The sequence below is a fragment of the Streptosporangium sp. NPDC000396 genome, assembly GCF_042898655.1.
GTDB lineage: Bacteria > Actinomycetota > Actinomycetes > Streptosporangiales > Streptosporangiaceae > Streptosporangium.
This window is the reverse complement of sequence record NZ_JBIAZA010000026.1, coordinates 17653-43608: the sequence shown is the minus strand read 5'-3', so window position 1 is coordinate 43608 and position 25956 is coordinate 17653. Positions and strand designations below refer to the sequence as shown.

The following is a 25956-nucleotide window of genomic DNA, read 5'->3' as shown; positions in this document are numbered from 1 at the left end:
CCCGGCGGTGCGATCCAGGCAACCGCTCGGGCAGGGGTCCCGGTAGCAATGGCGGAAAATCCAACGGATATAGCTCTGACCTGTAGAGATTCGCTCTTTGAGCAGGTCAAGGGGGTTGGCGGCGCATCCCGGGTTCGCATCAGACGCGAGATTCACGCATCCGATGCTGAACTCAGGGGCGCTCGGGGCGAAGGTTCTTCAGCGAGGGCGAACCCGAGGGCGCAGGACGTGCAGGCTGGTTTCGGCTCGAACATGCGGGATAAGTCGGGCTCGATAACGATCAGCAGTGCGTTTCCCCAGGTCGTGGTGCTCGATATCTCCTTTTATGTCAAACCGAGCAAACCAAGATCCATCTCAGCGCCAACGGCTGCCTCAGGCTCCTCGCCCCCGGAATACCACCTGATGATCATCTGCTCTAGCGCCGGGAAAGACAGCCTCGCCATGCTGGCCTACCTGGCCCAGCTCATCAAGGAACAGGGCTACCGCGGCCGAGTCGTCGTCGTGTACAACCACCTCGGCTACACCGCCTCCGGCCACCCCATCGTAAGATCGGACGACTTCGTGGGAGTGGTAGGGCATTGGACATTCGTGTGCTGGGCCCGCTGGAGATCGTCGGCGACGACGGGCGGCCGTGCGGGATCGGCGCGCCGAAGCTGCGCGCGCTGGTGAACGTGCTGGTGCTGGCCGAGGGCAGGCCGGTGTCCCCGGCCACGCTGATCGACCGGTTGTGGGGCGAGGAGCCACCGGCCGAGGCGCAGGCGTCGCTGCACTCGTACGTGTCCAACCTGCGCCGCCTGCTTGAACCGGGACGCCCGGCCAGGGCGCAGAGCCGGTTGCTGACGTTCGGGCCGGTCGGATACACGCTGGCGATCGATCCCGATCAGGTGGACGCGGCGCGCTTCCTGCGCCTGGTCGGGCAGGCCGAGCAGACGGCCGAGCCCGCCGAGGCGGAACGGCTGGCGGGCGAGGCGCTGGCGCTGTGGCGCGGCGAACCGTACCAGGACCTGGACGATCAGGCGTACGTGGGCGCCGTCAGGGCGCGCCTCACCGAGGCCAGGGAGCGGGCCCGCGAGCTGCGCGTGGGCGCGGTGATCCGACAGGACCGCCACGGCGAGCTGCTGGGCGAGCTGGAGATGCTGACGCGCGAGCACCCGCTGCGCGAGCGGCTGTGGGCGCTGCGGGCGCTGGCGCTCTACCGGTGCGGCCGCCAGGGCGAGGCGCTGGAGGCGCTGCGCACGGCCCGGCGGATCCTGGCCGAGGAGCTCGGCATCGACCCGGGCGAGGAGCTGCGCGAGCTGGAAAGTGACATCCTCGGCCAGTCCCCCGCGCTGCTCCCCCAGCGGCCGCCCATGCCCGAACCGCAACCGGCCGGGCGCGGCATCGCGGGCCGGGAGGACGAGCTGGCCGCGCTGGACGGGCTGCTCGACGCGGCGGCGGCGAACCGGCCCGGGTTCGCGCTGATCACCGGGGAGCCGGGGATCGGCAAGACGCGGCTGGCCGAGGAGCTGGTGAGCCGGGCCCGCGCCCGGGGGTTCACGGTCGCGGTGGGGCGGTGCGCGGCGACGGAGGGCGCTCCGGCGTTCTGGCCGTGGGTGGCGGTGCTGGAGCGGCTGGCCGACACGCTGCCGCCGCTGCCCGCCGACGTGCGGGCGAACCTGCCCGGCGTCAACTCCGCGACCGACAACGACCCCGAGGGCGCGCGGTTCCGCACCTATGAGGCGGCGGCGCGGGCGCTGGCCGCGGCCCAGCAGCCGGTGCTGGTGGTGCTGGACGACCTGCACTGGGCGGACCGCTCCTCGCTGCGCCTGCTGGGCTACCTGGCCGGGTACGTGCTGGGCGGCAGGCTGGCCGTGGTGGGCACGGCACGCACCTGGCCGCCGCCTGAGGGCGCACTGGCCGAGGCGTTCGAGGCGCTGGCGCGGCGGCAGGCGTTGCGGCTGCCGCTGTCAGGGCTGTCCGCCTCCGACCTGGCGGGGCTGGCTCCCGAGGGCGCGGACGTTCGGGGGCTCAGGGAGCGTACGAACGGCAATCCGTTCTTCGTCACCGAGCTGGTGCGTTACCTGCGGGCCGGATCGCCGGGCGGCGGCACGCTGCCACTGGGCGTGCGCGACGTCGTGCTCGGCCGGGTGAACCGGCTGCCCGCGCCGTCCGCCGACTTCCTGCGGGTGGCGGCGGTCGCCGGGCGGGAGTTCGACGTGACGGTCGCGGCCGAAGCCGCCGGGCTGGACCTGGACACGGCACTGGACCGGCTGGAGCCCGCCATGGCCGCGGAACTGCTGACCGAGGGGCGGCCCGGGCGGTTCCTGTTCGTACACGCGCTGGTGCAGGAGGCGCTCACCGAGGTGGTGCCGGTGCTGCGCCGGGCCCGGCTGCACGCCGCCGTCGCCGCCGCGATCGAGTCGCGTACCGGCGGCCCCGCCTCGGACCGGCTGGCCGCAGCCGCGCACCACTGGCTGGAGGCCGTTCCCGCGGGCCACACCGCGCGGGCGTGGCGGGCGGCGTGGCGGGCGGCCGAGGAGGCCAAGCGGCTACGCGCGTACGACGCGGCCGTCGAGCTGCTCGAACGGGCGGACCGCGTGGCCGAGAACGACCTCGACGTGGGGTCGGCCGAGCGGATGGACCTGCTGTTCGCGCTGGCCGAGGCCAGGTTCGGGGCGGGCGACTCGCTGGGGCAGGAGGCCGAGCTGGCGCGCATCCGCCACCTGGCCGGGCAGGCGGGCGACCGGCGGCGCCTGATCGAGGCCGCTACCGGGTACGGCGGCCGCATCCTGCAACCCTGGAAGGTCTACGGCGACCACGATCCGGACCTGGTGGCGGACCTGACGAAGCTGGCCGCCGACGAAGGGCTGGAGCCGCAGGCCCGCGCCCGGGTGCTGGCCTGCCTGACGCTCCAGACGTACTACGAGCCCGGCCGGGACCCGGCCGAGCGGGAGCTGTGGAGCGCCGAGGCGGTGCGGCTGGCCCGCCGCGAGAACGACGCGACGCTGCTGGGCCGGGTGCTGTTCGCCCGCTACTACGGGCTGCTCGACCCGGACCACGCGCGGCAGCGGCTGGAGGCGGGCGAGGAGATGGCCCGCGCCGGGCTGGAGGCGGGCGACGACGAGCTCCGCGCGATCGGGCTCATCTGCCAGGCCGGCACGCTGCTGGAGTTGTGCCGGGTGCGGGAGTCACGGGAGCCGATGGCCGAGGCGGCGCGGCTGATCGGGCGTATCCACATGCCGTATCTGCGCATCATGCTGAGCTGGCTGCGGCTCAGCCTGCTCGTGCAGCAGGGCGACCTGGACGCGGCCGAGGAACTGCTCGCGGCCACCGCGGCCGAGCAGCAGGCCACCTCGATGTGGGGGGTGGAGTCGAGCACGGCCGGGATCACGTACCTGGTGGAGGTCATGCGCCTGCGCCTCGGGGCGGCGGACGCGGTCCGGCCGCCGATGGACATGTCGCACGAGCCGCTCGACCCGTTCAACCTCGACGTGTACGCCCACTACCTGGTCGTCAGCGGCCGGCCGGAGGAGGCCCGGCAGGCGCTCGGCCCGTGGGAGCGGCAGCCGCCGATCCCACGCACGTTCGTGTACCTGTGCTGGCTGGTGCTGCGCTGCGAGCTCTGGGCCGCGCTGGGCGACCGGCAAGCCTGCGCCGCCCTGTACGAGGAGGCGTCCCCGTACGCCGACCGCATCGGAATCTCCGGCCTGGGCATGCTGTTGTGGCCGGTCAGCCGGTCGCTGGCGCAACTGGCCGAGGCCCTGGGCGACACCGGGGCGGCGCGGCGGCACGCCGAGCACGCCGAACGCGTGGAACGGGAACTGGCCTAGCCCAGCGAGTAGGCGGGGACCGGCTCACCCCCAGAGGACCGGCTCAGCCCCACAGGTAGGCCGTGCGGCGCCGGTAGCGTCTCCCGGCCAGGTTGGAGATCATCAGCAGTTGCCGGGGCGCGGTCGCGCGCAGGTGGGCCTCGACGTCGGCAGGCACCTCGGCGCTGGTCCAGCCGACCAGCCTGACCAGCTTGCGCAGGCCGTAGTCCTTCATGATCGTCTTGTGCATCTCCGCGTCCTCCTCCGGCGTGATGTGGGCCATCATCAGCGGGATGCCGTCGGTCTCCTCGTGCGCGAGGTGCGCGCCGAGGGTGTCGGCCAGCGTGCGCAGGGCGGTCGTGAGCCGCTCGCGTCCCTGCTCGGACGGTCCGGAGTCGAACGCCTGGAACGCCTCGGTGCTCTCGCGGATCCAGTGGTCGCACGCCTCGTGCTCGGCCTCCAGCGCGTCGATCGTGCCGATCGCCCTCGGGGCTCGCTCGCGCAGCCGCGGCCAGATCTTCTCGTCCTCGGCGGTGTGGTGGTGGTGCAGGACGAACAGGACCCACGCGTGGTGCTCGCGCAGCGCTGAGACGCGCCGCCGGTCGTCGAGGCGGATCCGGCCGATCGCGGTGAGCAGGTGGCCGAGGTCGCGGCGGAAGCCGTAGTGCGCGAGGTACATGTTGGCCATGTCGAGCGGCCCGGGGGCGGCGGCGGCCTGGCCGGGCAGCATGATCTGCGGGACGTTCGGGTGGTCGGCGGTATGCACGATGCGCTCCTTCTCTGCGATGTGCCGCCATCGTGACCGCCCGCCCTTGGGCCGTTCTGGAACGCCGGGCTCAAGAGCGGCCCAAGACCTTTGATCCGAGAGCGCGCAGGACGAGGGAGCCTGCCGCAGGAGTCGCCGCCCTACCGCAAGGCCGGAACCGGCGATAGCGGGCCACTTGCTCATTCGAGAGGAAATCCACAGGCATGAGCAGGCGCGCTAGGGCGCTCAACCAGGGCAAACAACCCTCGTCACCGAATCGTCGTCAAGATCGCTTTTGTAGCGCCAAAATCCGGTCCGATTCTCCCCGGAGGCCGATCGAGGTCGCCCCCACCCCGTCCGTGATCATCGCCAGTGCCCCGGCCGTCATCGCCGAGTTGTGCGGCGCCAGGGCGCTCCGCAAGCTGAGCCTGCGGCAGATCGCCCCCACGGTCGCCCTGGGCGCCCTGCCACCCGAGGAGACCCTGCGGCTGCTCCGCCGGTCGGGCCACGCGCCGGTCGCCGTGTCCTCGGACGGGACGGTCAAGGCGGAGTCCGCCCCATGCCGGCGCCTCCCGGTGGAGGCCGCCGACCGGCACGACCTGCGCCACACCTTCGCCTACCAGCTCTCCCAAGCCTCCGGCCACAACCACGCCGAGCTGGAACGACGCCTGGGGCACTCAAGCGACCGCTACCTCAGGATCTACACCAACCCGCCCGACGACATCGCCGCTGCCTACGTTGAGGACTTCTGACCAGCCACGTCACGCGGGCCTTCGGCTGAGATCATTATGTCCCCTGACTTGCAGGTTGCGTCTTTGACGCTTACTTGGTCTGCCCCCACCGGATCTCCGACATATGATCATGCGCGTATGAGCGACATCACCGAACTCCCGATCGCCCGGGTGGACGTCGTCCGCGAGACCCTCCACGGCATCACACTCGAAGACCCCTACCGGTGGATGGAAGCCGAAGGCGAGGAGTTCCACCACTGGCTGGACGGCCAGGCCCGGCACGCCCGCGAGCACCTGAACGCCCTGCCGCACCGCTCCGGCCTGCTGACCCGGATCCGCGAACTGGGCGGTGCGCTTACGCGGTACTTCGGCCTCGCGATGGCGGCCGACAGGGTCTTCGCCCTGGTACGCGAGCCGGACGCCCGCGTGCCGGTGCTGATGGTGACCGAGGCCGACGGAGCGAGCAGGGTCCTGTTCGACCCCGGCACGGTGCCCGGCGACGGGCACCACGCCATCGACTGGTACGTGCCCTCCCCCGACGGCCGCCATGTCGCCTGCGCCGTCTCCGCCTCCGGGTCGGAGGACAGCTCCATCCACGTGATCGACGCCGACTCGGGAGCCCTCCGGGACACGATCCCGCCCACGACGCGTTTCGCCTTCCTGAGCTGGCTGGAGGACAGCCGGTCGTTCGTCTATCACCGCTACGTGGAGCAGCACCGCTTGGACAGCCGTACCTTCCTGCATCAGCTGGGCACCGACCCGGCGCAGGACACGGTGGTGCTGGCGCGCGGCCTCAACCCCCACATCGAGCTGACCCCGCGGGATCGGCCTTTCCTGGTGGTGCCGCCGCACGGCGAGTGGATGCTGGCGATCGTCTCCCACGGCGCGCTCAGCCCCTGGCCCTGGACCAGTGAGCAGCTGAGCGATTGCACGATATACGTGGCGCCGCGCGCCGGGCTGGCCGACCCGGCCGCCTGCCCGTGGCAGAAGGTCGCGGACGTGGCCGACGGCGTGACCACCTTCGCCACCAGCCACGACACCCTCTACCTGGTCTCCCACCGGGACGCGCCGCGCTCCCACGTGCTGGCCGTTCCGCTTGCCGCACCCGATCTGTCCCGAGTCCAGGTGGTCGTGCCCGCGGGCGAGCGGGCGGTGGAGTCGGTGCGGGTGGTGGGCGACCGGCTGCTGGTGCGCGATCTCGACGGTGGCGTCAGCCGGATACGGCACGTACCCCTGTCCGGCGGCGAGCCCGCCGACCTCCCGATGCCGGTGGACGGCACCATCCTGGAGTGGACCACCCACCCGACGCGGCCCGAAGCCCTGCTGCTGGTGGCCGGCTGGACCGACGCGCCGCGGCTCTACCGCTACGACGGCCAGTCCCTCCAGGACACCGGGCTGGCGCCCCGCTCACCGGTGCACTTCGGCGACGTGTACGTCCGTACTCTGCACGTGCCCGCGCGGGACGGGACGCCGATCCCGCTCACCGTCATCCACCACAAGGACCTGGAGCTGGACGGCGACAACCCGGCCGTGCTCACCGGCTACGGCTCCCACGGGATGACCGACTGGCCGGAGTTCCGTCCCGAGATGCTCGCCTGGTACGAGCGCGGCGGCGTCTACGCCGTTGCGCACCTGCGCGGCGGCGGCGCCTACGGCCGCGAGTGGCACGAGGCCGGGCGCGGCGAGCGCAAGGAGGCCACCATCACGGACTTCATCGACTGCGCCGAGCATCTCATCGCCCTCGGCTACACCCGTCCGGGGCGGCTGGCCGGCGAGGGCGTCAGCGCCGGCGGCATCCCCACCGGCGGCGCGCTGGTGCGCCGCCCCGACCTGTGGGCGGCCATGGCGATGCAGGTGCCGACGGTGAACGCCACGCGCAACGAGTTCACCGAGAGCGGGCCGATCAACGTGCCCGAGTTCGGCAGCGTCACCACCGAGGAGGGCCTGCGCGACCTGCTGATCATCGACGCCTACCTGCGGGTCCGGGACGGCGTGCCGTACCCGGCGGTGCTGCTGACCACCGGCCTGCGCGACGCGCGGGTGCCGCCGTGGCAGCCGGCGAAGCTGGCCGCCCGCCTGCAGGCGGCCACGGCCTCCGGCCGGCCGGTGCTGCTGCGCGTCGAGGAGCAGGGCGGGCACGGCGCCGGCTCGACCCGAGACCAGGAGCAGGCACTGCTCGCCGATGTGCTGGCCTTCATCCTGCACGCGTCCGACGGGTCATGATGACGACAGACATGCCGGGTACGGCACACGCACGTGCCCTCAGCCACGTCACGGCCCGGTCGATCCCGGCCTGCGTGTGACGCTCAACCTCCATCCCGACCGCCCGGTGGGCGAGCTGGCGATCCTCGACAGGCCGGCAAGGACGGCGTCTACCGGTCCCGGTTCGTCACCGGGACCGGCCACGGGGGCCTGACCGCCCATCCCGGCGGGGACAGGTGGCTCTGAGGGGGCCGCATCTTCGCGCGGGCGCCTACGACGAGGCGCCCGCGCGACAAGGTTGAGCAGGCCGTCACCGCGTGGGTGGCGGCGCGCCGTCACGACGTCGTCTACTGCGGCAAAGCCGTCAAAGGGTCGTGGTGGCGGGCGCTCGGGCGGCGGCCGGGCGGTGACGAGGACCAGGAGGACCAGAAGCTGCGTTCAGGCGACGCCGGACAGGTCCAGACGCTTGTCCATGTCGAGGTGGAAGCGGCCGTAGGGGTTGATGTGCGACCAGAACAGCGGCGACAGGCCGCGCCGGTCCTCTGCCGTGAGCCGCTCGGCCCAGGCCGGGTCGGCCAGCACCGCCTGCAGCAGCAGGGTATTGACGTAGACCAGGCAGGACTGCAGCAGGTGCAGCGCCAGCATGGAGACCTCGGCATGCTCACGGTCGGCGCCGGTGCAGTGCCGCAGCAGGCCCTCGATCATCGCCGCGACCTCGGAGGAGGAGCAGCTTTTCAGCTGGGAGTAGATGCAGGCGCGGCCTTTGTCCACGTGCCAGTAGATCATCACGCCGTAGCCGCCGTAGCGGGCGTGGAACTCGGTCATCAGGTTCGACTCCCACGAGCCGAATCGCTTGGAGTCCGAGGCGGTGGTCGTCACCTCGCCCCACCAGGCCGTATCCCGCATGGCCAGGGTCTCGTTGACCACGCCCTCAACCGGCACGACCTCCTCGACCGGGTACAGCCGCTCGTCGCTGGAGACGCTCGCGTAGCGGGCCAGCAGGTCGATGGCGTCCATCACCGGCCGGTAGGCGGTGTTGTTGCACCGAAAGACCAGCGCGCCCAGCAGCGGCGCCAGCATCCTCCGGTAGTAGTGTGAATACGAGCCGCGCAGCTGGTAGCGCACCCGCTCGGCGATGACCTTCTCGGTGGCCATCAACTCCCGGGCCAGCTCCCGCAGCGTCTTCTCCCCGCCGGGCACCGCGGGAAAGACCACAGCCCGGACGGTGTCGTCCGGGCGCTCCAGGGCGGCGTTGACCATCCGGGTGAAGATCCCGCGCTTGCCCGGCACCGGGGCCAGCTGGCCGATCAGCTCCTTTTCTACCCGTTTTCCGCCCGGGCGCCGATCCGGTGAATCAACCCGATCAGCAACTCCACCAGCGCGTCGACCAGCTCGGCCTGCCGGGTCCAGCACAATGCGGTCAGCAGCGTGTAGCGCACGGGCTCATCGCAGGCGAGAAAGTCCGAGGCGTACATCCGGGCCGCCCGCGCCCGCCAGGCCGCCACGATCCGATCGGAGACACCGGCGAAGATCTCCTCGCTCAGGCCCAGCGCGCACCATGGCCAGCTTGCCGATCTCGGTCAGCAGCGTCTCCAGCCCCAGCGGACCCGGATCGGCCTTCAGCTGCGCCAGCAGCCCGGGTTGCGCCAGCAGCTCTTCTAGCCGGCCGCACACCAGCGGCCCGAGCTGGTGCGTGATCTGCGCGGCGAACGCGTCCTCGAACCGGCGCCCCGCCGAGGCGACCACCCGTTCGACCTGGCCCTCGCTGGGCGGCTCGATCTTCTCGCTCCGGCAGCGCCGCAGCAGCGCATCGGCCAGGCGGCCGGAGTCGGTCTCCACCGGGCACACCTCGGCGGCCAGCCAGCGCACCCACCGCTCCTCACTGGCCGGCCGGGTGCCGAAGGTCTCGCGGATCTGCGCCCGGTGGTACTTGATCGTCCGGCCGTGCCAGGCGTACCTGGCGAACAGGGCCGCATCCACCTTCACCAGCGAGGCGACGTAGTCGACCGCGGCCGACGGGACCTGTTCGGGGTAGGCGGGGAAGCGGCCCTCGATCTCGTAGAACTTCAGCAGCAGCGCGAACCCCAGCCGGGTCGCGCTGCTCTTGTTGCCCACCAGGTCCCAGTCGCCCTCCACCAGCGTCCAGGCATCGATCAGCTCGTCCGGCTTCCACTCAGTCCGCACCCGCGCGCCCTTTCCCTGATCATGATCCCCGACGAACAGAGATCATGATCAGAGGGCAGGTGCTCCCTACCGGCAGGTATGCACCACCCGTGACGGTTACGCACTGAAGTTGATATCTACCGATCAGTTACTTTGCCCCTCGCCGTAGCTTCGGGAGTACTGGGCCAGTTGCGCGGCCATCAGCGGTTCCTGATACAGCCCATTCGACGGCGCCACCTGGGGCGCCGCCTCCGACGTCGACATCGACCATGTTGTATCTGTGCCTGCTGCGAGAGCGTGACTCGAAGATCCTGGTCGAGACGTCGGCAACATACCGCTGATAGAGATAGCGATCAAGTGCCTCTACTGGCTGGTCTTGCGCCAAAGGGTGACAACCGTCTTCATGGGTCCGCTTCCAACATGGAAAGCACGTGTGCCCGTGACCGCTCTATTCAGTAGACAGCGTCATCTCCGGTAGGTATCTTCTCCGGGTCCCGCCCGTGCCTGTCCGAAGCCGGAACCGGCGCAGCCTTCGCCTCCGAAAGTGGCGCCTCAGGCCAGGTGACCGCGCCTCGCATCCAAGGAAGACGCTTCGTGACCGACATCGTCCCGCTGCGCAAGAACGTGCGTTTTCAACTGCTATGGGTCGGCAGCGCGGTCTCCCAGTTGGGGTCGGAGCTCACCAGGCTCGCCATGCCGCTGCTGGTGCTGGCGCTCACCGGCTCGCCTGGGTTGGCGGGCATCGTCGCTGGAGCCCGCACCGTCGCTTTCCTTGCGGTCCAGATACCAGCTGGCGTCTGGGTGGACCGGTGGGACCGCCGCCGCACGCTCATCACTGCTCAGGGCCTCCAAGCGGTTGTCTCCGCGCTGCTGACGGCGTTAATCATCACCGGTCATGTACAGGTCTGGCAGTTCGTCACGCTGGCAGTGCTGGACGGGCTGTGCGCCGCGTTCATCGGTCCCGTCCGAGACACGGCGATCCGCGGCATCGTCCCCTCGGGCCAACTGCACAGTGCCTATGCGCAGGAGGAGGCCCGTACCCACGCGGCCGGGCTGATCGGCCCTCCGCTCGGTGGCCTGCTGTACGGCCTGGGGCGGGCAGTGCCCTTCGTCGTCGACACCATCACTTTCCTTGCCGCCACACTTGTCTACGCTTTCGCGAAGGTGCCGCGCCGCCCGGCGGACGAGCCGCAAACCTCTGCACGAGATGATGGCGAGGAGCGGCGGCCAATCCGGCGTAGCATGCGCCGGGAAGCGGCTGAGGCCATCGCATGGCTGTGGCGCCAACATGGCCTGCGGGAGGTCACCGCAGCGGTAATGGTCCTCAACCTGCTGGGCGGAGCGTTCCTAATCCCGCTGATCGTGCTCGTCGGCGAACGCGGCGGTGATGCGCGCATCACCGGCACGGTCCTGGCCGGTCTCGGTATCGGCGGACTGACCGGTGCGCTGCTGTCGGGCCGCATCAGCAAGCTCCTGCCTCCCGGCAGACTACTGCTGGCCGTCGTGACGGTCTTCGGTGCCGCGCTGGCGGCCACGGCACTGCCCTGGGGGGCGTGGTGGCCGATGATTCCGTTGGTGTTCATCACCTTGTCGACGCCCTCACTGAACGTGGTGATGAACGTGGTGGTCGCACGAATGGTGCCGGAAGCGATGCTCGGCCGGATGGGCGCGGTCTTGAGCATGGGCGGGATGGCGCTCAAGCCCATCGGGCCAGTCCTCGGCGGGGCAGTGGCTGCGGCGCTGGGCGGCGCGGCGGCACTCATCGTGCTAGGCGGACTGCTCGGTCTGACCGCCGCTGTAGCCGCGCTCAGCCCAGAGTTGCGCCACTTCACTGGAGAAGCCTCCACGGCCGGAGACGACACTTCAACCGATGACAAGGCCCCGCGCGCCCCCGCCTAGTGCCAACTTGATGACGGTTACTCTCCGGTCATGCCGGCTCGTAGCGGTCGAGGCGTCGTCGTAGTGCGAGGTTCTCACCTTGGGCCGTTTCCAGAGCCTTTCGGAGTTCCGCGACCTCTTGCCGTCGTGCTCGTCGCTCGTCATCGAGTTTACGAGCCAGCGCACGCACCGCGGCAGAGGTGGAGCTGCTGCCGACCTCATCGTCAGAGGCGGCATCAAGGGACGAGTGCCGCCGAGGTTCGGCCCGTTGTCGTTCGATTTGCGTTCGGAGTTCCACGTGACGGTAGAGAAAGTCGGTGCTCACATCGCCCGCCCGAGCAACAGCGGCGAAACTGATGGGTTCCTGGGCTGTGATCAGACGCTGCAGAGCTCGTCGAGCCTTCCGCTCGGCTGATGCCGTGCGGGCGCCGGCTACTCGTCGCAGGTGTTCAGGGAGCCTGTTAACGGTTGTCTCCTTCGTGGTTTCTCGTCGGCCGGGCGTGCCTGCGCCCCGCACCGCTCGCGTCTTTCCATCGCTGTGCATGGCCAGTTCGTCCAGGGAGATCAAGACTTTTCGCAGGGCGGTGGTTTCGGCCGTCCGTCCGGCCAGCCAGATGTTGTCGGCTCCCATGGGTTCGCCGTGGCGCGCCGTAAACTGGGTCTGCCGTCGGCTGATCAGGTTCTCGGTGTCTTCGAGCTGTCGCTCCAGCTCACCTCGGTGAGAGGCGTCAGTGACGAACTTGTCGCACGTCAAGCAGGCGTTGCCCTTGGCGCAGACCTGCCGCGGAGGCAGGAGGCACCAGCCGTTGGGCGGCACGCGGTCGGCCCGCTGATCCAAGTGCATCAAATCGAACAGGTCGCTGGGGTCGTTGATGGCCACACGGCCGTCGGCCGTGACCTTCTTGTATCGGAGGAACTCCCGTTCGGCGGCTTCTGATCGGGTCTTTAACGGCACCGTCGGATATTGGAACTGTCTGAATACCTCGCCATACGGGGCCCTGTGTGGCTTGGGGCTGGTAGTCGTGGTGATCACGGGTTGATCCGCAGGGCGGTGGTGAGGGCTCTGAACTCGGTGATCCCGAGGACTCGCGCGGCCAAGGTGTAGAGGGCGGCCCCGATCACGGCTGCGGTGCAGACGGCGATGAGCGAGCCGGTCCAGTCCGTCCCGATCGTGGTGCCGAGGACATGGTTAATGCTCGAACTCTTCGCGTCGCGTACCTGACCGATCACGCCTCGTCGGCGTGGCCCGACTCCGGCAGGGGGAGAGCGAACATCAAAGCGATCAACGGGAGAGGAACGGCATGACGCACGAGGACCGCACCCACCATGGCATCCAGGCAGCAGGAGACGACAAGGACAACCGGCCGTCCGCCGAGCTCCCAGCCGAGAAGCCCGAAGACCCGCCTACCGGAGACGCCGATGTCATCTACTACGGCGGGGAGATCGTCACGGTGTCCGACGCGCCCTTCGCATCCGACGAGGCAGCACCCGAGGCGGTCGTCGTCAAGGACGGCTTGATCGTCTTCGTCGGTGGTCACGAGCAGGCCGTCGCCGACTGGCGGGGCGAACGCACCGCCCTTCGCGATCTCGAAGGACGGACGCTGCTTCCGGGGTTCATCGACGCGCACAGCCATCTGACCGGGATCGGGCTCCAGGCCACGATCGCGAGTCTGCTCGCCGAGCCCGACGGTGATGTCACCGACATCGCCTCTCTCCAGGCCAAGTTGCGTGAGTTCGCCGACAGCGAGGTCGGACGGCGATCCGAGTGGATCGTCGGCTTCGGCTACGACGACGCGATGCTCGCCGAGCGCCGCCACCCCGACCGCGACGATCTGGACGAGGTCTCCACCGAGCGGCCGGTGCTGGCCATCCACCAGTCGTTCCACCTGGGCGCGGTCAACGGCAAAGGCCTCGAACTGCTGGGCTACGGCCGCGGAACGCCCGATCCGGACGGCGGTGTGATCCGCCGCCGTTCATCCCTGGCCCGGCCGTACGGCGAACCGGACGGAGTGCTGGAGGAGACCGCGTTCAACCCGGCCTCGGCCGCCGCCATCGCGGGCCTCGCCCCCCAAGACCTCGCGCAGTTTCTGCCTCGGGGCATGCGCGCGGCGGCGAGCTTCGGCTTCACCACCCTCCAGGAAGGCGCCGCGACCCTGGAGGTGCTCGAGCAGATGCGCAAGGCGGCGGCCGCGACGCCCGGCGGCCTGACACTCGACGTGGTGGCCTACGTCCGCGCCGACGATGCCATCGCTCACCCGGACGAGGTCCAGGTGAGCGAGACCTACACGAACGGCTTGCGCGCGGCCGGGATCAAGATGTTCCTGGACGGCTCGCCGCAAGGCCGCACCGCGTGGCTGACCGAGCCGTACCTGACGCCACCGCCCGGACAGGAAAAGGACTACTGCGGCTACCCGACGATCGAGGACAACGATCTCGCTGCGGCTCAGGTGCGCGCGGGATTCGAGCACGGCTGGCAGGTCATCGCGCACGCCAACGGCGACGCGGCGATCGATCAGCTGATCTCCGCCGTCCGTACGGCAACCGAGGAAACCGACCCGGCCGATCGTCGCACCGTCGCCATCCACGCGCAGACCGCCCGCGACGACCAGATCGCGGCCTTCGAGGAGTTGGGCGTCCTGCCGTCCTTCTTCTCGATGCACACCTACTACTGGGGTGATTGGTACCGCGACACCGTCCTCGGAGCCGAGCGCGCCGAGAACATCTCGCCCGCGCAATGGGCGCTGGCACGCGGGATGCGCTACACCTCCCACCACGACGCCCCCGTCGCACTGCCGAACTCGATCGCGATCCTGGCCAGCCAGATCACCCGCGTGACCCGCTCGGGCACGGTGCTCGGCCCGCGCCAACGGGTGTCGCGCATGGACGCGGTCAGGTCGATCACGCTCAACGCGGCCTACCAGTACTTCGAGGAGGACTCCAAGGGCAGCATCGAGGAGGGCAAGCTGGCCGACCTGGTGATCCTGAGCGCGAACCCGGTTACGGTCTCGGCCGACGAGATCAGGAACATCGAGGTCGTGGAGACGATCAAAGCGGGCCGTACCGTCTATCCGGCGGCCGAGCTCAAGGCCGACCCCGGCCCGACGGTGTCCGTCGGGCTCGCACCTCACTGCTGACGGCTCGACCGCACCGACACACAGGACCCCGGCGACAACGCCGGGGTCCTGTAAGGAATAACCCCACAGTTCCCTGAGCCCTCCATCGTCGCCATAGCTCCAGGACCTGGGCGTTCTCCATACAGAAGACGTCGGTCCAGCAGTTGAAGGGATCTCGGGATCGGTGAAGCCTCTTCCTCTTCGTTGAGGTTTTTGTAGTGGTGGTGAAGATGAGGAGGCGCCTGGCCGGCCCGTCCATGGACGCCTTGGTCCGGTGTCGAGCGTTGCTCTGACAGAGAACGCCTGATCACGCGGGGGTTGGCTCCGTACACCAGCTCAGGCGTCCCAGCCGCTCACCGGGCCGGGCCGGGCCGGCCGCCGTCGCCGTGTCCTGGGCACTGTCTGGTACCGCTCCGAGATCGGCTGGCCATGAACGACCTTGGGTTTTGGTGAACCCAAGGGTGCATAACCTCCCAGACCACCCCAACGGTCCAACGTCGACCCTTGGGTTTGCGGGAACTCTGGGCTTTCTGCGGGTCCAGCCGAGATACGGCCAGAGCCGGCCATGAGTTGATCTTGAAGCCACTGACCTGGGCGAAGTGCGAATCGCCGGTGTGGCGGCCGTCTTCACCACCGATTCCGGCGGCTGGCAGGACAACGCCGCGGCACTGCGGGACGGCGTGCCCGCCGCGGCTATCCTCCCCCTGGGCCGCCCCTTGCCCGATGTTCCGGCTGACCGTGCCGCCACGGCTCGCACCTCACCGCCGGGAGGGACCTGATGAGCCTGGGCCCCGAGTAGGAGCGGTACGGCGAACCGGGCTTACTGTCACATTTGTTGACAGTGGGGCTTGAGCAGGCAAGTCTTGCCCGATGGCGGAGTCTGAGGGCGTGGCGTTCGTCCGGGCGGATGTTGAGCGGTTCTGCGCGGAGCTGGTGGGGGTGGCGCCGGCGATCAGGCTGGCCAGGCTGGCGGAGCTGCGGGTGATGCTGGAAGGCGTGGTGGCGGCGGCCTCGGCGCAGGCGATGGCCGATGCGCGGGATGAGGGGTGGGGACTGCGGCGGATCGGCCGGCAGGTGGGGATGTCACACGAGCAGGTACGGCGCATGCTGGCCGAGCTGTCGCCCGCTCCGGGGCCCTCCTGAACCTCGCTGGGATGGCGAGATCGGGGAACGGCGAACATTACATTTCATGATCAATATCTCGGCGAGCTCTGGCCGGACATCTCGAAGATCATTTAGGTGCCACACTTTCAGCTGATAGCGGGCCGGTGACCCGGCCTGGCCCACGAGCGGCGGGAGTGCGTGATGCCGGTCAACTTCCTCACCGAGGACCAGCGTGGCCGGTGGGGCAGGTTCAACGAGGTCCCCGACCTCACCCAGCTGGGCGGGTTCTTCCACCTGGAAGCCGCTGACCGGCGGCGGGCGATGGCCGCCAACGGGGCCCGCAACCAGCTCGGCTATGCCGTCCAGCTCGGGACGGCTCGGTTCTTGAACTGCTTCCTGACCGAACCGATCCCGAGGACGTGCCCGCCGTGGTGGTCGACTACGTCGCCGAGCAACTCGGCTTGGACGCCTCCGCGCTGAAGGGGTACGGGGAGAAGGAGGCGCGCTGGGATCACCAGAAGCAGATCCGTGAAGCCTACGGCTTTGAGGTGTTCGAGGAGCACGCGTTTGCGCTGGCGTGCTGGATCTACCGGCGGGCCTGGTCGAATAACGAACGCCCGATCGTGCTGCTGGACCTTCTCACCCACCGCCTGGTCGAGGCGAAGATTCTGCTACCCGGCATCAGCACGGTGGAACGACTGGTGTCGGAGATCCCTGAGCGGGTCGCGCTGCGCCAGTACAAGATCTTGGCCTCGCTGCCCAGCCCGAACCAGAAGGACGCGCTGGAAGAGCTGGTCACGGTGGCCGAGGGACGGCGGATCTCGGGCCTGGACCGGCTGCGCAAGAGCCCGACCGACGTGTCCGGCGCCGGGGTGGGCAAGGCGCTGGAGCGGCATGTGGAGTTACGCGGCCTGGGCGCCTCAGCGTGGGATCTATCGGCGGTCCCGGCCGGGAAGGTCGCCGCGCTGGCCCGTTTCGCCAAGGCCGCCAGGGCCAAGGCGGTCGCCGACCTCGCTGGGGATCGCAAGCTGGCCACCCTGGTCGCCTTCGCCGCGGTGATGGAGCCGGTCTCGGCTGATGAGGCGATCGAGGTGTTCGACTTGGCGATGGGTGATCTGGTGCGGACGTCGGCGTTCAAGGCGGGCAAGGAGCGGCTGCGCACGCTCAAGGACCTGGACAGCGCCGCGATCGTGTTGCGCGAGGTGTGGCTGGCGATCCGGGATGTGGCCGCCGACCCGGACGGTGATGTGCGGGCCGCGCTGGACGGCATGGACCTGCTGGCCATCCACGCCGCGGCCGAGGTCATCGGCGAGCTCGCCCAAGAGCCCGATGAGGACTTCCACGACCAGCTGCTGCAACGCTACGCCACCATCCGCCGGTTCTTGACCAAGCTGCTGAAGGTCATCGACTTCCACGCCGGCGCGGCCGAAGCCGGTCGCTCCGGCGGTGGGCAGGGCGCGCGCCGCGGCTTTGAGCTGCTGGAGGCGATCGACTTCCTCAAAGGCCTGGAACGGCGCCGCAGCCCCGTGCGCCCGGATGAGGTGCCGTCGGCGCACCTGAGTTCGGCCTGGCACCGGCGGGTCTTCCCCAAGCGAGGGGAGAAGGCTGGCGAGGTCAACACGCTGGCCTACACGGTGGCCACTGTCGAGCGGCTACGCGAGTGCCTGCGCCGCCACGAGGTGTTCGTGCCCGGCCTGCCCAAATGGGGCGACCCCACCGCCGGGCTGCTGGCCGGAGTGGCCTGGGACAAAGCCCGCGCCATGGTCTGCCGCGACCTGGACCTGTCGGCCGAGCCGGGCGCCGACACGCAGCGGTGGGCGCGCACCCTGGACTTCGCCTACAAGCAGCTGGCCGCGGGCCTGTCGGGCGAGGAATCGGTGCGCAACGAGTGGCTGCGCATCGAAAAATCCCCCGAAGGCAAGGACCACCTCGTCCTGACCGGGCTGGAAGCGCTGGACGAACCCGCCTCACTGACCGCGCTACGCGCCGACGTCGAGGCCCGCATGCCCGTCGTCGACCTGCCCGAAGTGCTGCTGGAAGTGCACTCGTGGACCGGCTGCCTGGACGCCTTCACTCATGTGTCCGGCGAGGCGCCCTCCCGGCGAGAGGACATGGTCAAGTCGATCGCGGCCGTCTTGGTCGCCCAGGCCATGAATGTCGGGATGCGGCCCATGGCCAGCGACCACGAACCGGCGCTCGCTCTGGACCGGCTGTTTTGGGCCGAGCAGAACTACATCCGCGCCGCCACGCTGACCGCCGCCAACGCCACCCTGGTCGACTACCACGCCACCCAGGAGATCGTGCAGACCTGGGGCGGCGGCGAATCAGTTCACCGGCTTCCATGGCATCGTCATCCCGGGCACCCCCAAGGACTGGTACTACATCCTGGAAGGCCTGCTGGAACAGGAGACTTCGCTGCGGCCCACCGAGATCGTCTCCGACACCGCCGGCGCCTCGGAGCTGGCCTTCGGCGTCTTCCGGCTGCTGGGCTGGCAGTTCTCCCCGCGCCTGGCTGACGTCGGCAGCTCCACCCTGTACCGGGCTGACCCTGCTGCTTTCTACGGCCGCCTCAACACCATGATCAAAACCCGGGTGAACATCGGCCTCATCAACGACCACTGGGACGACCTGCTGCGCGTGGCCGGCTCCCTGCAGACCGGTGCGGTCCGCCCGGCCGAGCTGTTTCGCTACCTGACCGGCGACGGCACCCCCACTCCGATCGGCCGCGCTCTGATGGAGCTGGGCAAGCTGGATCGCTCGGTCTACCTGGCCTCCTACTTCAACGACGAACTGCTGCGCCGGCGGGTCAACACCCAGCTGAACCGGCAAGAAGCCCGCCACACCCTGGCCCGCAAGATCTTCCACGGGCAGAAAGGCGAGCTACGCCAGAGGTACAAGGAAGGGCAGGAAGATCAACTAGGGGCGTTGGGCCTGCTAACCAACGTCTGCATTCTGTGGAACACCGTCTATACGGCCCGCGCGCTGGAACAGATCCGCGCCGAGGGCAAGAAGATAGCCACCGCCGATATCGCCCGCCTGTCCCCGCTCGGCTTCGAGTGGCTCAACTTCCTGGGCCGCTACAACTTCTCCCGGCCCGAGGCTGTGCGCGAGGGCAACTTCCGGCCGCTGCGCACCCCCGGTCAGCGGTAATCGGGGGTGAACCTGCACCGGAACCGTTTGTACCGTACGCGCTTTCCCTCGGGTCGGAACAGTCTCGGCGGGAGACCTCTGCCCGCATCACCTCCGAGCACGACGACACGGCTGCTGACACCAGGCGAGATACCTGCACCAAGCGGTGTGTTTCTGGCGTACTCCGGCCGTACCCCTTCCATGCCGTCAGGGGCGGCGGCTATGGCGAGCCCCAAGAGGCTGGGGCCCGGTCGGGTGCCGGGGCGGGTTCGGGCGCACGGTCCTGCGGGTTCGTGGTAGGTCGAGGGCGGACCGGCCACCAGACGGCCCGACCGAGCAGTGCGGCGAGTGCGGGGACCAGCACTAGCGACACCACAAGCGCGGAAACCATGATGCCCAGCGTCATCGCGAAGGCGATCTGTTCGTTGCCCGAGGACGTGGCGAGGCTGGCGAAGGAAGCGGCTAGCACCGCGCCGGCCGTCGTGATGGCCGGTGTCGTGTGCCGTACGGCGCGGGCCACGGCGGCGCGGGCCGGACCTGGTCGCCGCATCTCCTCCCGGATCCGGTCGGTGATCAGGATGTTGTAGTCGGTGCCCAGGGCGACGACGAACAGGAACAACACGAGCGGGAGGGTGAAGCTGACGCCCGGCTTGCCGAGTATGTGCTGGAACAGCAGGGTGGCGGCGCCGAGGATGGCGGCGAAGCCGAGCCCGACGGAGAGCATCAGGATCACCGGCGCGAGCAGGCTGCGCAGGAGCAGCAGGAGGATCAGCGCGATCAGCGCGGCCGCGACCGGGAACACGATCGTGAGGTCGTGCTCGACGGCCGTCGAGATGTCGGCGATGATCGCCGGGGTCCCGCCCACGTGTGCCGTCGTCCCGGCGGGCGTGTGCTGGGCGACCGTGGCCCTGATCGGTCCGGAGGCCAGGTCGCGGGCCTGCTGGCTCTGCGGGTCCGCGGTCGGATAGAGGTCGATCCTGGCGGCGCGGTGGTCCTTGTTCAGGACGGTCTTCGCGACTTGGCCCACACCCTTAACCTGGGTGAGCGCACGGGATAGACCGTCCAGCCGGTCGGCGGTGAGGGCGCCGTCGTCCTTGGAGGTAACAAAGACGCTCGTCGGGTCCGACACGCCGGCCGGCAGCGCATGGGAGATCTCGGCCGCGGTGGCCGCGGCGGGGGTCTGGGTGCCGGGGCTGCCCTGGCCGTAGTCCATGCGGATGCCGATCAGCCCGGCGGCCAGTGCGGCGAGCAGGGCGACAGAGGCGGTCAGCATCATCAGCGGGCGTCGCGTGACCAGCTCACCCAAGCGGGCGGCACGGCCCTCGCGCGTCTCGCGGTGCAAGGCCGTGCTGGAGGGCCAGAACATCTTGCGGCCGGTGGCCGCGAGCAGCGCCGGCAGCAGGGTGAGGCTGCCGAGCAGCATCACCAGGATCGCGACGGCGATCGCGGGGCCCATCGAGCGGAACTGCCCGAAGGTCGCCAGTCCCAGCGTGGCGAAGGCGGCCACGATGGTCAGCGCCGCCGAGGTGATCGCGGTGCCCACCCGGCCGGAGACCTGCCCGGCCACCTCGCGGGCTGACTGCTCGGGCCTGGCCCGCAGTGCCTCGCGGAAGCGGAACAGCAGGAACAACAGGTAGTCGATGCCAATGCCGAACAAGACCACGTTGATCAGCCCGGGGGTGCTCGCGTCGAGCTTGAGCCCGGTGATCATCGCGGCGCCCGCGACGGCACCCGCGGCCACGAAGCCGATCAGGGCGACCGCGAGCAACGGCAGCAGGGCCGCCAGCACGCTGCGAAACACCAGTACGTTGAGCAGGATGATGAGCCCCATGATGAGCCCGCCCCCGACTGTCGTGGCGATCTTGCGGGAATCGACGGTGTCGACGGCGTCGGCGAGAGGCCCGGTGAAACCGGTACGCATCCCCGCCTCTGAGAACTGCGTCCGGGCGGCGTCCCTGAAGGTCCGGTAGACGCCCTGGACGCCCCTATCCGCACGATTGCCGATCAGCTCGACGGAGAGCAGCTCGAAACTCCGGTCGGGCGCCGTCATCGCCGGGGCGATCGTGGGGGTCTGGGAGCGGTCGGGGACCAGGTACTGCTGCGGACCGTCGTCCTCCCTTGGCATGATCACCCGGCGCTTGGCCAGCTTCGCCGCCTCGGCCTCGACCCGCTCCTGGTCAGCGGCGTTGAGGGCCTTGCCGTCGGAGCGGGCGACCAGCACCGTCACCGTGGTCGCGTCGGGATTCACCCCGAACCGCTCCTTGGCGATGTTCAGGGCGGCGGCCGAGTCGTAGCTGCGGGGCAGGAAGTCCCCGGTCTGGTTCTGGGTGACCCGGTCGAACAGGGTCGGGGTCAGGGCGCTCAACGCGACGCCCAGCACCGCCCAGAGGGCGATGACCTTCCATGGGTGTCTGGTGGAATATCCGGTCAAGGCGCGGATCACGACGTGCTCCTGCGGACGGAGGCGGCGCAGAGTGCGTTGTCGATCAGGCGGGCCGTGGCCTGGCCCTGCTCTCGCGTGCCGGGGTAGGTGGTCCGGGAGACGATCACGCTGGTACGGCCGTCCTGGGTGACGGCGTTGTCGGTGATGAACCCGGGGGTGCCGCCGGGGTGCGTCCAGGCCGTGACTCCGCAGCTCAGTCGCTGCTTGGCCATACCCAGCCCGAACTCCCTGCCGGGCACGCCGACGGGGACCGTGGTCATCATCTTCTTCAGCTGTTGCTGCGACAGCACCTGCCCGCCCAGCAGTGCACGCCAGAACCTGGCCAGGTCTTCTGTGGTGGTGACGGCCTCGCCCGCCGCGCCGGCCCAGCCGAGGCTGAGCAGGGTGGAGCGGAACGGGCGCGCGGTTTTGGCGTCCTCGGTGTAGGACTGCACGTGCGGCTTGGGCAGGAGCGGGGAGTCGCCGGGCAGGGTCGTGTTCCGCAGCTTCAGCGGCTTGATGATCCGGCGCGTCACCTCCTCGCGCCAGGAGTTGCCGGCGGCCTTCTCGATGATCATCCCGGCCAAGGTGTAGTTGATGTTGGAATAGCTCCAGCGGGAGCCGGGGGCGAACAGCGGTCGATGGCCGACGCTGAGCGCCACCAGCCGCCGCGGGCTCATGCGCAGGAACCGGTAGGTGCGGTAACCCCGCTCCGTGTGCATCTTCTTCTCGATGTCGCCTACGGAGTCGTGCAGGCCGCTGGTGTGCTGGAGCAGGTGCTTGACGGTGATCGCGCGCCCGTCGTTGCCGTTGCCGCGCACCAGCCCGGGAAGCCACCGCTCGACGCTGTCGTTGACGGAGAGCCGCCCTTCCGCCTCGAGCTGCAGGATCACGGCGGCGACGAAGGTCTTGGTGTTGCTGCCCATCCGGAAATGCCCGCCGCTCGGGACCAGCACCTGACGGCCCAGCACCGCCGTACCACTGGATGCGGCCAGATTGGCGCGGGGCGAGCGCACCCGAGCCTGCACGCCCAGCGTGCCGGCGTCGCGGATCGCGTCCAGGTCCGCTTGCAGGGCCGCCCGGTCGTAACCGGGGGAAGAAGCGTGCGCCGGGCTCACCGCCAGCACACCGGCCGACACGGCCACGGCCGCTGTCGCCACGACCGCATGGAATCGGCGCTGGCCAACACTCATTTTTGCCTCCTGGCAGATTCACCTGGTGCCGGGGTTCCCGGCCGGTATCCAGACCATCAGTCAGAAGAGCGGCAAACCTCCTGGCAGCGGATGATCCTGACCGGGGCCCTGAGTCCTCCCCCGCGGCCGCGACCAGGACCCTGGTCCTAGTCCGGGTCCGCGCGGTGAGAGCATTCCGACTGCTGTGCAACCCTGGTTCGGGAGCCAAGAGGCCTGATACAGGGGGAAGTCAGACATGTCCAGGAGCCGATACGTCGGGTCCGGCGATGCCCGGGAGCTGCCGTGGAGCCGTAACGACGCCCTCGTGACCGGCGGGGCGTGCGTGATGAACCTGCTCAGCTACGTGTTCTTCAACGCCTCCGACGGCCGGCACACCGTGAGCGTGACCGGGTTCCTCTTCGTCGCGCTGGCAGCCCTGCCGCTGCTGGCCCGGCGCCGCCACCCGGTGGCGGCGCTCGCCGCCGTCCTGGCACTCGACGCGACGGCCACCCTGACCGTGCCGCTGCCCCGGCACTTCGGCGCCGTGCTGGTGGTCGCCCTGTACTCGGCGGCCAGGGCCTGCCCCGGCCGCGTGACGGCGCTCGCGGCCGTCGTCACGGTAGCGGTGACGCTGCTGAGCCAGAGCAACGGCCGCATTCCGCCCTGGCAGGACGCGATCACCCCGCCGCTCACCACCCTGATCGTCGTCGGCGCCGCCATGGCGATGAACCGCTGGCAGCGGGAGGTGGACGCCAACCGCAGACTCCTCGCCGACCGTGCGGTGGCCGACGAACGCCGCCGCATCGCACGGGAGTTGCACGACATCGTGGCCCACCACATCACCACCATGCAGCTGATGGCCGGCGGAGCGCGGGCCAACCTCGCAGAACCGGAGGTGGTCAAGGACGCCCTGGTCACCCTCGAGTCCTCCGGGCGCCTCGCGCTGCGCGAGATGCGCCAGCTCCTGGACGTCCTGCGGGACAGCGACGAACCCGAGGTCGCGCCGTCCCAGCCCCAGCCTGGTATCGACGACCTCGGCCGCCTGGTGGCCGAATCCCGCTTCGCCGGAGTGCCGACCGAGTTCAGCGTCCACGGGCAGCGGCGCCCGTTGCCGCCGACCGTCGGCCTCACGGTGTTCAGGATCGCTCAGGAGGCCCTCACCAACACCCGCAAGCACGCGGGGGCCGCCCGCGCGTCCGTGGAGCTGACCTACCGTCAGGATCGAGTCATCGTCGAAGTACGCGACGACGGCGGGGACGGCCCGCCACAGGAGGGGGCGCGCGTCGGCGGATACGGCCTGATCGGCATGCGCGAACGCGTCGCCCTGCACGGCGGCACCCTCACCGCGGGCCCGCAGGCCGACGGGGGGTTCGCCGTGGTGGCCGACCTGCCGCTGACCACGGACGAGGCCGTCCAGCACGAAGGGGCGCACCAATGACCGCGCCGCCGATCAGGGTGCTGATCGTGGACGATCAGTTGCTGGTACGGCGCGGCCTGTCGCTGATCCTTTCCCCCGACCCGTCCTTCGAGGTCGTGGGAGAGGCCGAGAACGGCGCGCAGGCCGTCACCCTTGCCCGCCAACTACGCCCCGACGTCGTGGTGATGGACATCAGGATGCCCGTCCTCGACGGAGTCGGCGCGACCAGGGAACTCGCCGCCACCGTGCCCGGCAGCCGGGTCCTGGCCCTCAGCACCTTCGACATGGACGAGTACCTCGTGGGCGCCCTGCGCGCCGGAGCCTATGGGTTCCTGCCCAAGGACAGCTCACCTGAGGACCTGAGCGCGGCGATCCGCACCGTCCACGCAGGCGACGCCGCCGTCGCGCCACGCCTGCTCACCCGGCTGATCTCCACCTACGTACGGGCGCCTCACGGCACCCGGGCGACACCCACGGGCCTGGACGAACTCACACCCCGCGAGGTCGAGGTATGGCGGCTGATGGCCACGGGCCTCGACAACACCGAGATCTCCCGCGCCCTCGGCCTCAGCCTCTCTACCGTCAAGAACTACATCACCAGCATCTTCGACAAGCTCTCCGTGCGCGACCGCGCCCAGGCGGTCATCGCGGCCTACGAATCAGGCCTGGTCACCGCCCGCCAGGTAACCGGGAACCCGCCCGCCGGATAGCGCGGCCTGCCGGTGCGGATGCTTTCACACCACCGCGTCGCCACCGTCCACGACCAGGTCACCGCCCGTCACCCAGACCGACTCCGCTGAGGCCAGGAAGACGGCGGCGCCCGCGAGGTCCTCCGGGGTCCCGCACTGGCAGGATTACCGTCGGATACCGCCCTGAGCTGGGGCTAGTGTCATCCACCTGAAATTCGTCGGCAATATTGAGCGAGGGATTCGAGGATCTCCTCGGCTGTCTTGGTCCACGCGAACGGCTTGGGGCCTCGTTCCACTGGTCCATCCAGGCGCGGATGTCCACGCAGGCCCGTGCCGCCGGGCTCGACGTCGTGAAGCCGGCTCGCCAAGCTCCTGCGTGTGCCGACCCCCGCCGACCGCGGACCCGGCCAGCCGTGGCGCCCCGGCACCCCGGTTCCGCTCGCCCTCGCACCGGACGCTCCGACCGCCGACATCCGCATCGGGTACGCACGGTGCAGCTCGCTCACTCAGGAGCTGCAATCGCAACTGGACGCGCTGTCCGCGCACGGCATCGGCCGCGAGAAGATCTTCTCCGAGAAGATCAGCACCCGGGTGCGCGTAAGGCCACAGTTCGAGGCCGCGCTCGCGCTGGCCCGCCAGATCAAGGCCCACGCCCCGCACTGCCGGGTCATCTTCACCGTGTACGAGATGAAGCGCCTCGGACGCGACGCCGCCGAACTCACCGCGCTCGCCGACCACCTCACCGCCCACGGCCTGGTCCTGGAGATGCTCGCCGGGCCCCTGACCGGGATGTACGACCCCAGCGGGCCGGGCCGACTGCTGTTCGCGTTCTTCGCGGCGATGGCGGAGACCGAGCGGGAGAGCATCCGGGAGTCGACCCTCGAAGGACTCGACGCGGCGGCCCGCAAGGGCAAGCACGGCGGCCGGCCGCCCGTCATCACCGACGACATGCTCCACACCGTGCTCCGTCGCCGCGCGAACGGGGAATCGGTCGAGCAGATCCAGCCCGACCTGATCATCCCCACGGGCAAGCGCAAAGGTCAGGCTCCCAGCGTCGCGAGCATCTACCGCGCGCTCGCCGAGCACGAGAAGAGGGAGGCGTACCCCGAAGCCATCGCGGCGGCCCGCGCCGACTTCGCCGACCTCCAGGACGCCGACGACATCCCCCACCGCCCCCGCCGAGTCCGCATCCGGCGGCCGGATGATCCGCTCACCCCGACGCCAGCCGGACCATGATCAATCTCAGCGGCACTTTCGGTACCGCAACTACTCACACCCGGGTACGGCGGGGAGCGATGCAGGCCATCGTCCGCGAGGCCTACCAGCAGATGCTCGCCGAGCAAGACAGCGGGCATCGAGCTCCCGGCGAGTGACCGCGATTAACCGCTGTTGACTACCCTTAA

At 69.8% G+C, this 25956-nt stretch carries 19 protein-coding genes and 3 pseudogenes; 14 read left to right on the top strand and 8 right to left on the bottom strand.

Features of this window, described 5'->3' with window-relative positions:
• The first annotated feature begins 228 nt into the window (after positions 1–228).
• The gene (locus tag ACFY2X_RS33985) at positions 229–669 is read left to right on the top strand and encodes a hypothetical protein (RefSeq protein ID WP_389946724.1); all 441 of its coding nucleotides are present in this window, start codon (positions 229–231) and stop codon (positions 667–669) included.
• Positions 579–3809, top strand: coding sequence for a BTAD domain-containing putative transcriptional regulator (locus ACFY2X_RS33980; protein WP_389946722.1), 3231 nt, complete (start codon positions 579–581; stop codon positions 3807–3809). Before ACFY2X_RS33985 ends, ACFY2X_RS33980 begins: the two co-directional genes overlap by 91 nt.
• A 43-nt stretch (positions 3810–3852) precedes the next feature.
• Here ACFY2X_RS33980 and ACFY2X_RS33975 read toward each other — a convergent pair whose 3' ends face one another.
• Entirely contained in the window at positions 3853–4554 is a 702-nt protein-coding gene (locus tag ACFY2X_RS33975) for a hemerythrin domain-containing protein (protein ID WP_389946720.1), read from the bottom strand.
• Positions 4555–4892: 338 nt separating this feature from the next.
• Here ACFY2X_RS33975 and ACFY2X_RS33970 point away from each other — a divergent pair, with 338 nt between their 5' ends.
• A complete protein-coding gene (locus tag ACFY2X_RS33970) occupies positions 4893–5285 on the top strand; it encodes a tyrosine-type recombinase/integrase (protein ID WP_389946718.1) in 393 nt (130 codons plus the stop codon).
• A gap of 117 nt (positions 5286–5402) precedes the next feature.
• The gene (locus ACFY2X_RS33965) at positions 5403–7487 is read left to right on the top strand and encodes a prolyl oligopeptidase family serine peptidase (protein WP_389946716.1); all 2085 of its coding nucleotides are present in this window, start codon (positions 5403–5405) and stop codon (positions 7485–7487) included.
• A gap of 417 nt (positions 7488–7904) precedes the next feature.
• Here the strand turns inward: ACFY2X_RS33965 and ACFY2X_RS33960 are convergent.
• Both ACFY2X_RS33960 and ACFY2X_RS33955 read right to left on the bottom strand, forming a co-directional pair.
• Positions 7905–8402, bottom strand: a pseudogene (locus ACFY2X_RS33960) (Tn3 family transposase); the annotation flags it as partial.
• Positions 8403–8909: 507 nt separating this feature from the next.
• Positions 8910–9650, bottom strand: a complete 741-nt coding sequence (locus tag ACFY2X_RS33955) for a DUF4158 domain-containing protein (protein WP_389946715.1) — start codon at positions 9648–9650, stop codon at positions 8910–8912.
• 573 nt (positions 9651–10223) lie between these two features.
• Between ACFY2X_RS33955 and ACFY2X_RS33950 the strand changes: the two genes are divergently transcribed.
• Positions 10224–11528 (top strand): MFS transporter, encoded by a 1305-nt coding sequence (locus ACFY2X_RS33950; RefSeq protein WP_389946713.1) that lies wholly within the window; start codon positions 10224–10226, stop codon positions 11526–11528.
• Between the two features lie 28 nt (positions 11529–11556).
• On the opposite strand, the gene ACFY2X_RS33945 is transcribed toward ACFY2X_RS33950, so the two are convergent.
• Together ACFY2X_RS33945 and ACFY2X_RS33940 are read right to left on the bottom strand one after the other, a co-directional pair.
• Positions 11557–12540 carry a hypothetical protein gene (locus ACFY2X_RS33945; protein ID WP_389946711.1) on the bottom strand — a complete coding sequence of 328 codons (984 nt, stop codon included), beginning with the start codon at positions 12538–12540 and terminating at the stop codon, positions 11557–11559.
• Positions 12537–12737 (bottom strand): hypothetical protein, encoded by a 201-nt coding sequence (locus ACFY2X_RS33940; RefSeq protein ID WP_389946709.1) that lies wholly within the window; start codon positions 12735–12737, stop codon positions 12537–12539. Before ACFY2X_RS33940 ends, ACFY2X_RS33945 begins: the two co-directional genes overlap by 4 nt.
• 71 nt (positions 12738–12808) lie before the next feature.
• Between ACFY2X_RS33940 and ACFY2X_RS33935 the strand changes: the two genes are divergently transcribed.
• From ACFY2X_RS33935 to ACFY2X_RS33915, 5 genes and pseudogenes are all read left to right on the top strand, one after another.
• Positions 12809–14641 carry an amidohydrolase gene (locus ACFY2X_RS33935; RefSeq protein ID WP_389946708.1) on the top strand — a complete coding sequence of 611 codons (1833 nt, stop codon included), beginning with the start codon at positions 12809–12811 and terminating at the stop codon, positions 14639–14641.
• 578 nt (positions 14642–15219) lie between these two features.
• Positions 15220–15399 carry a hypothetical protein gene (locus ACFY2X_RS33930; RefSeq protein WP_389946706.1) on the top strand — a complete coding sequence of 60 codons (180 nt, stop codon included), beginning with the start codon at positions 15220–15222 and terminating at the stop codon, positions 15397–15399.
• Between the two features lie 91 nt (positions 15400–15490).
• Positions 15491–15763 (top strand): hypothetical protein, encoded by a 273-nt coding sequence (locus ACFY2X_RS33925; RefSeq protein WP_389946704.1) that lies wholly within the window; start codon positions 15491–15493, stop codon positions 15761–15763.
• Between the two features lie 162 nt (positions 15764–15925).
• A complete protein-coding gene (locus ACFY2X_RS33920; protein WP_389946702.1) occupies positions 15926–16204 on the top strand; it encodes a DUF4158 domain-containing protein in 279 nt (92 codons plus the stop codon).
• Positions 16144–18874: pseudogene (locus tag ACFY2X_RS33915) on the top strand (Tn3 family transposase). Before ACFY2X_RS33920 ends, ACFY2X_RS33915 begins: the two are co-directional and overlap by 61 nt.
• Positions 18875–19073: 199 nt before the next feature.
• On the opposite strand, the gene ACFY2X_RS33910 reads toward ACFY2X_RS33915, so the two are convergent.
• Both ACFY2X_RS33910 and ACFY2X_RS33905 read right to left on the bottom strand, forming a co-directional pair.
• Entirely contained in the window at positions 19074–21296 is a 2223-nt protein-coding gene (locus tag ACFY2X_RS33910; RefSeq protein ID WP_389946700.1) for an MMPL family transporter, read from the bottom strand.
• Positions 21293–22468: a serine hydrolase domain-containing protein gene (locus tag ACFY2X_RS33905; protein WP_389946698.1), complete on the bottom strand. Its 1176-nt coding sequence runs from the start codon at positions 22466–22468 to the stop codon at positions 21293–21295. Before ACFY2X_RS33905 ends, ACFY2X_RS33910 begins: the two co-directional genes overlap by 4 nt.
• A 235-nt stretch (positions 22469–22703) precedes the next feature.
• On the opposite strand from ACFY2X_RS33905, the gene ACFY2X_RS33900 reads away from it, so the two are divergent.
• Complete coding sequence (locus tag ACFY2X_RS33900; RefSeq protein ID WP_389946696.1) at positions 22704–23885, top strand: sensor histidine kinase; 1182 nt, start codon at positions 22704–22706, stop codon at positions 23883–23885.
• Positions 23882–24574 (top strand): response regulator, encoded by a 693-nt coding sequence (locus ACFY2X_RS33895; RefSeq protein ID WP_389946694.1) that lies wholly within the window; start codon positions 23882–23884, stop codon positions 24572–24574. Before ACFY2X_RS33900 ends, ACFY2X_RS33895 begins: the two co-directional genes overlap by 4 nt.
• A 24-nt stretch (positions 24575–24598) precedes the next feature.
• Here the strand turns inward: ACFY2X_RS33895 and ACFY2X_RS33890 are convergent.
• Positions 24599–24697: pseudogene (locus ACFY2X_RS33890) on the bottom strand (3-oxoacyl-ACP reductase); the annotation flags it as partial.
• A 234-nt stretch (positions 24698–24931) separates the two neighbouring features.
• Here ACFY2X_RS33890 and ACFY2X_RS33885 point away from each other — a divergent pair.
• Both ACFY2X_RS33885 and ACFY2X_RS33880 read left to right on the top strand, forming a co-directional pair.
• The gene (locus ACFY2X_RS33885) at positions 24932–25789 is read left to right on the top strand and encodes a recombinase family protein (RefSeq protein WP_389946692.1); all 858 of its coding nucleotides are present in this window, start codon (positions 24932–24934) and stop codon (positions 25787–25789) included.
• Positions 25786–25926, top strand: a complete 141-nt coding sequence (locus ACFY2X_RS33880) for a hypothetical protein (protein WP_389946690.1) — start codon at positions 25786–25788, stop codon at positions 25924–25926. Before ACFY2X_RS33885 ends, ACFY2X_RS33880 begins: the two co-directional genes overlap by 4 nt.
• Positions 25927–25956 lie beyond the last annotated feature (30 nt).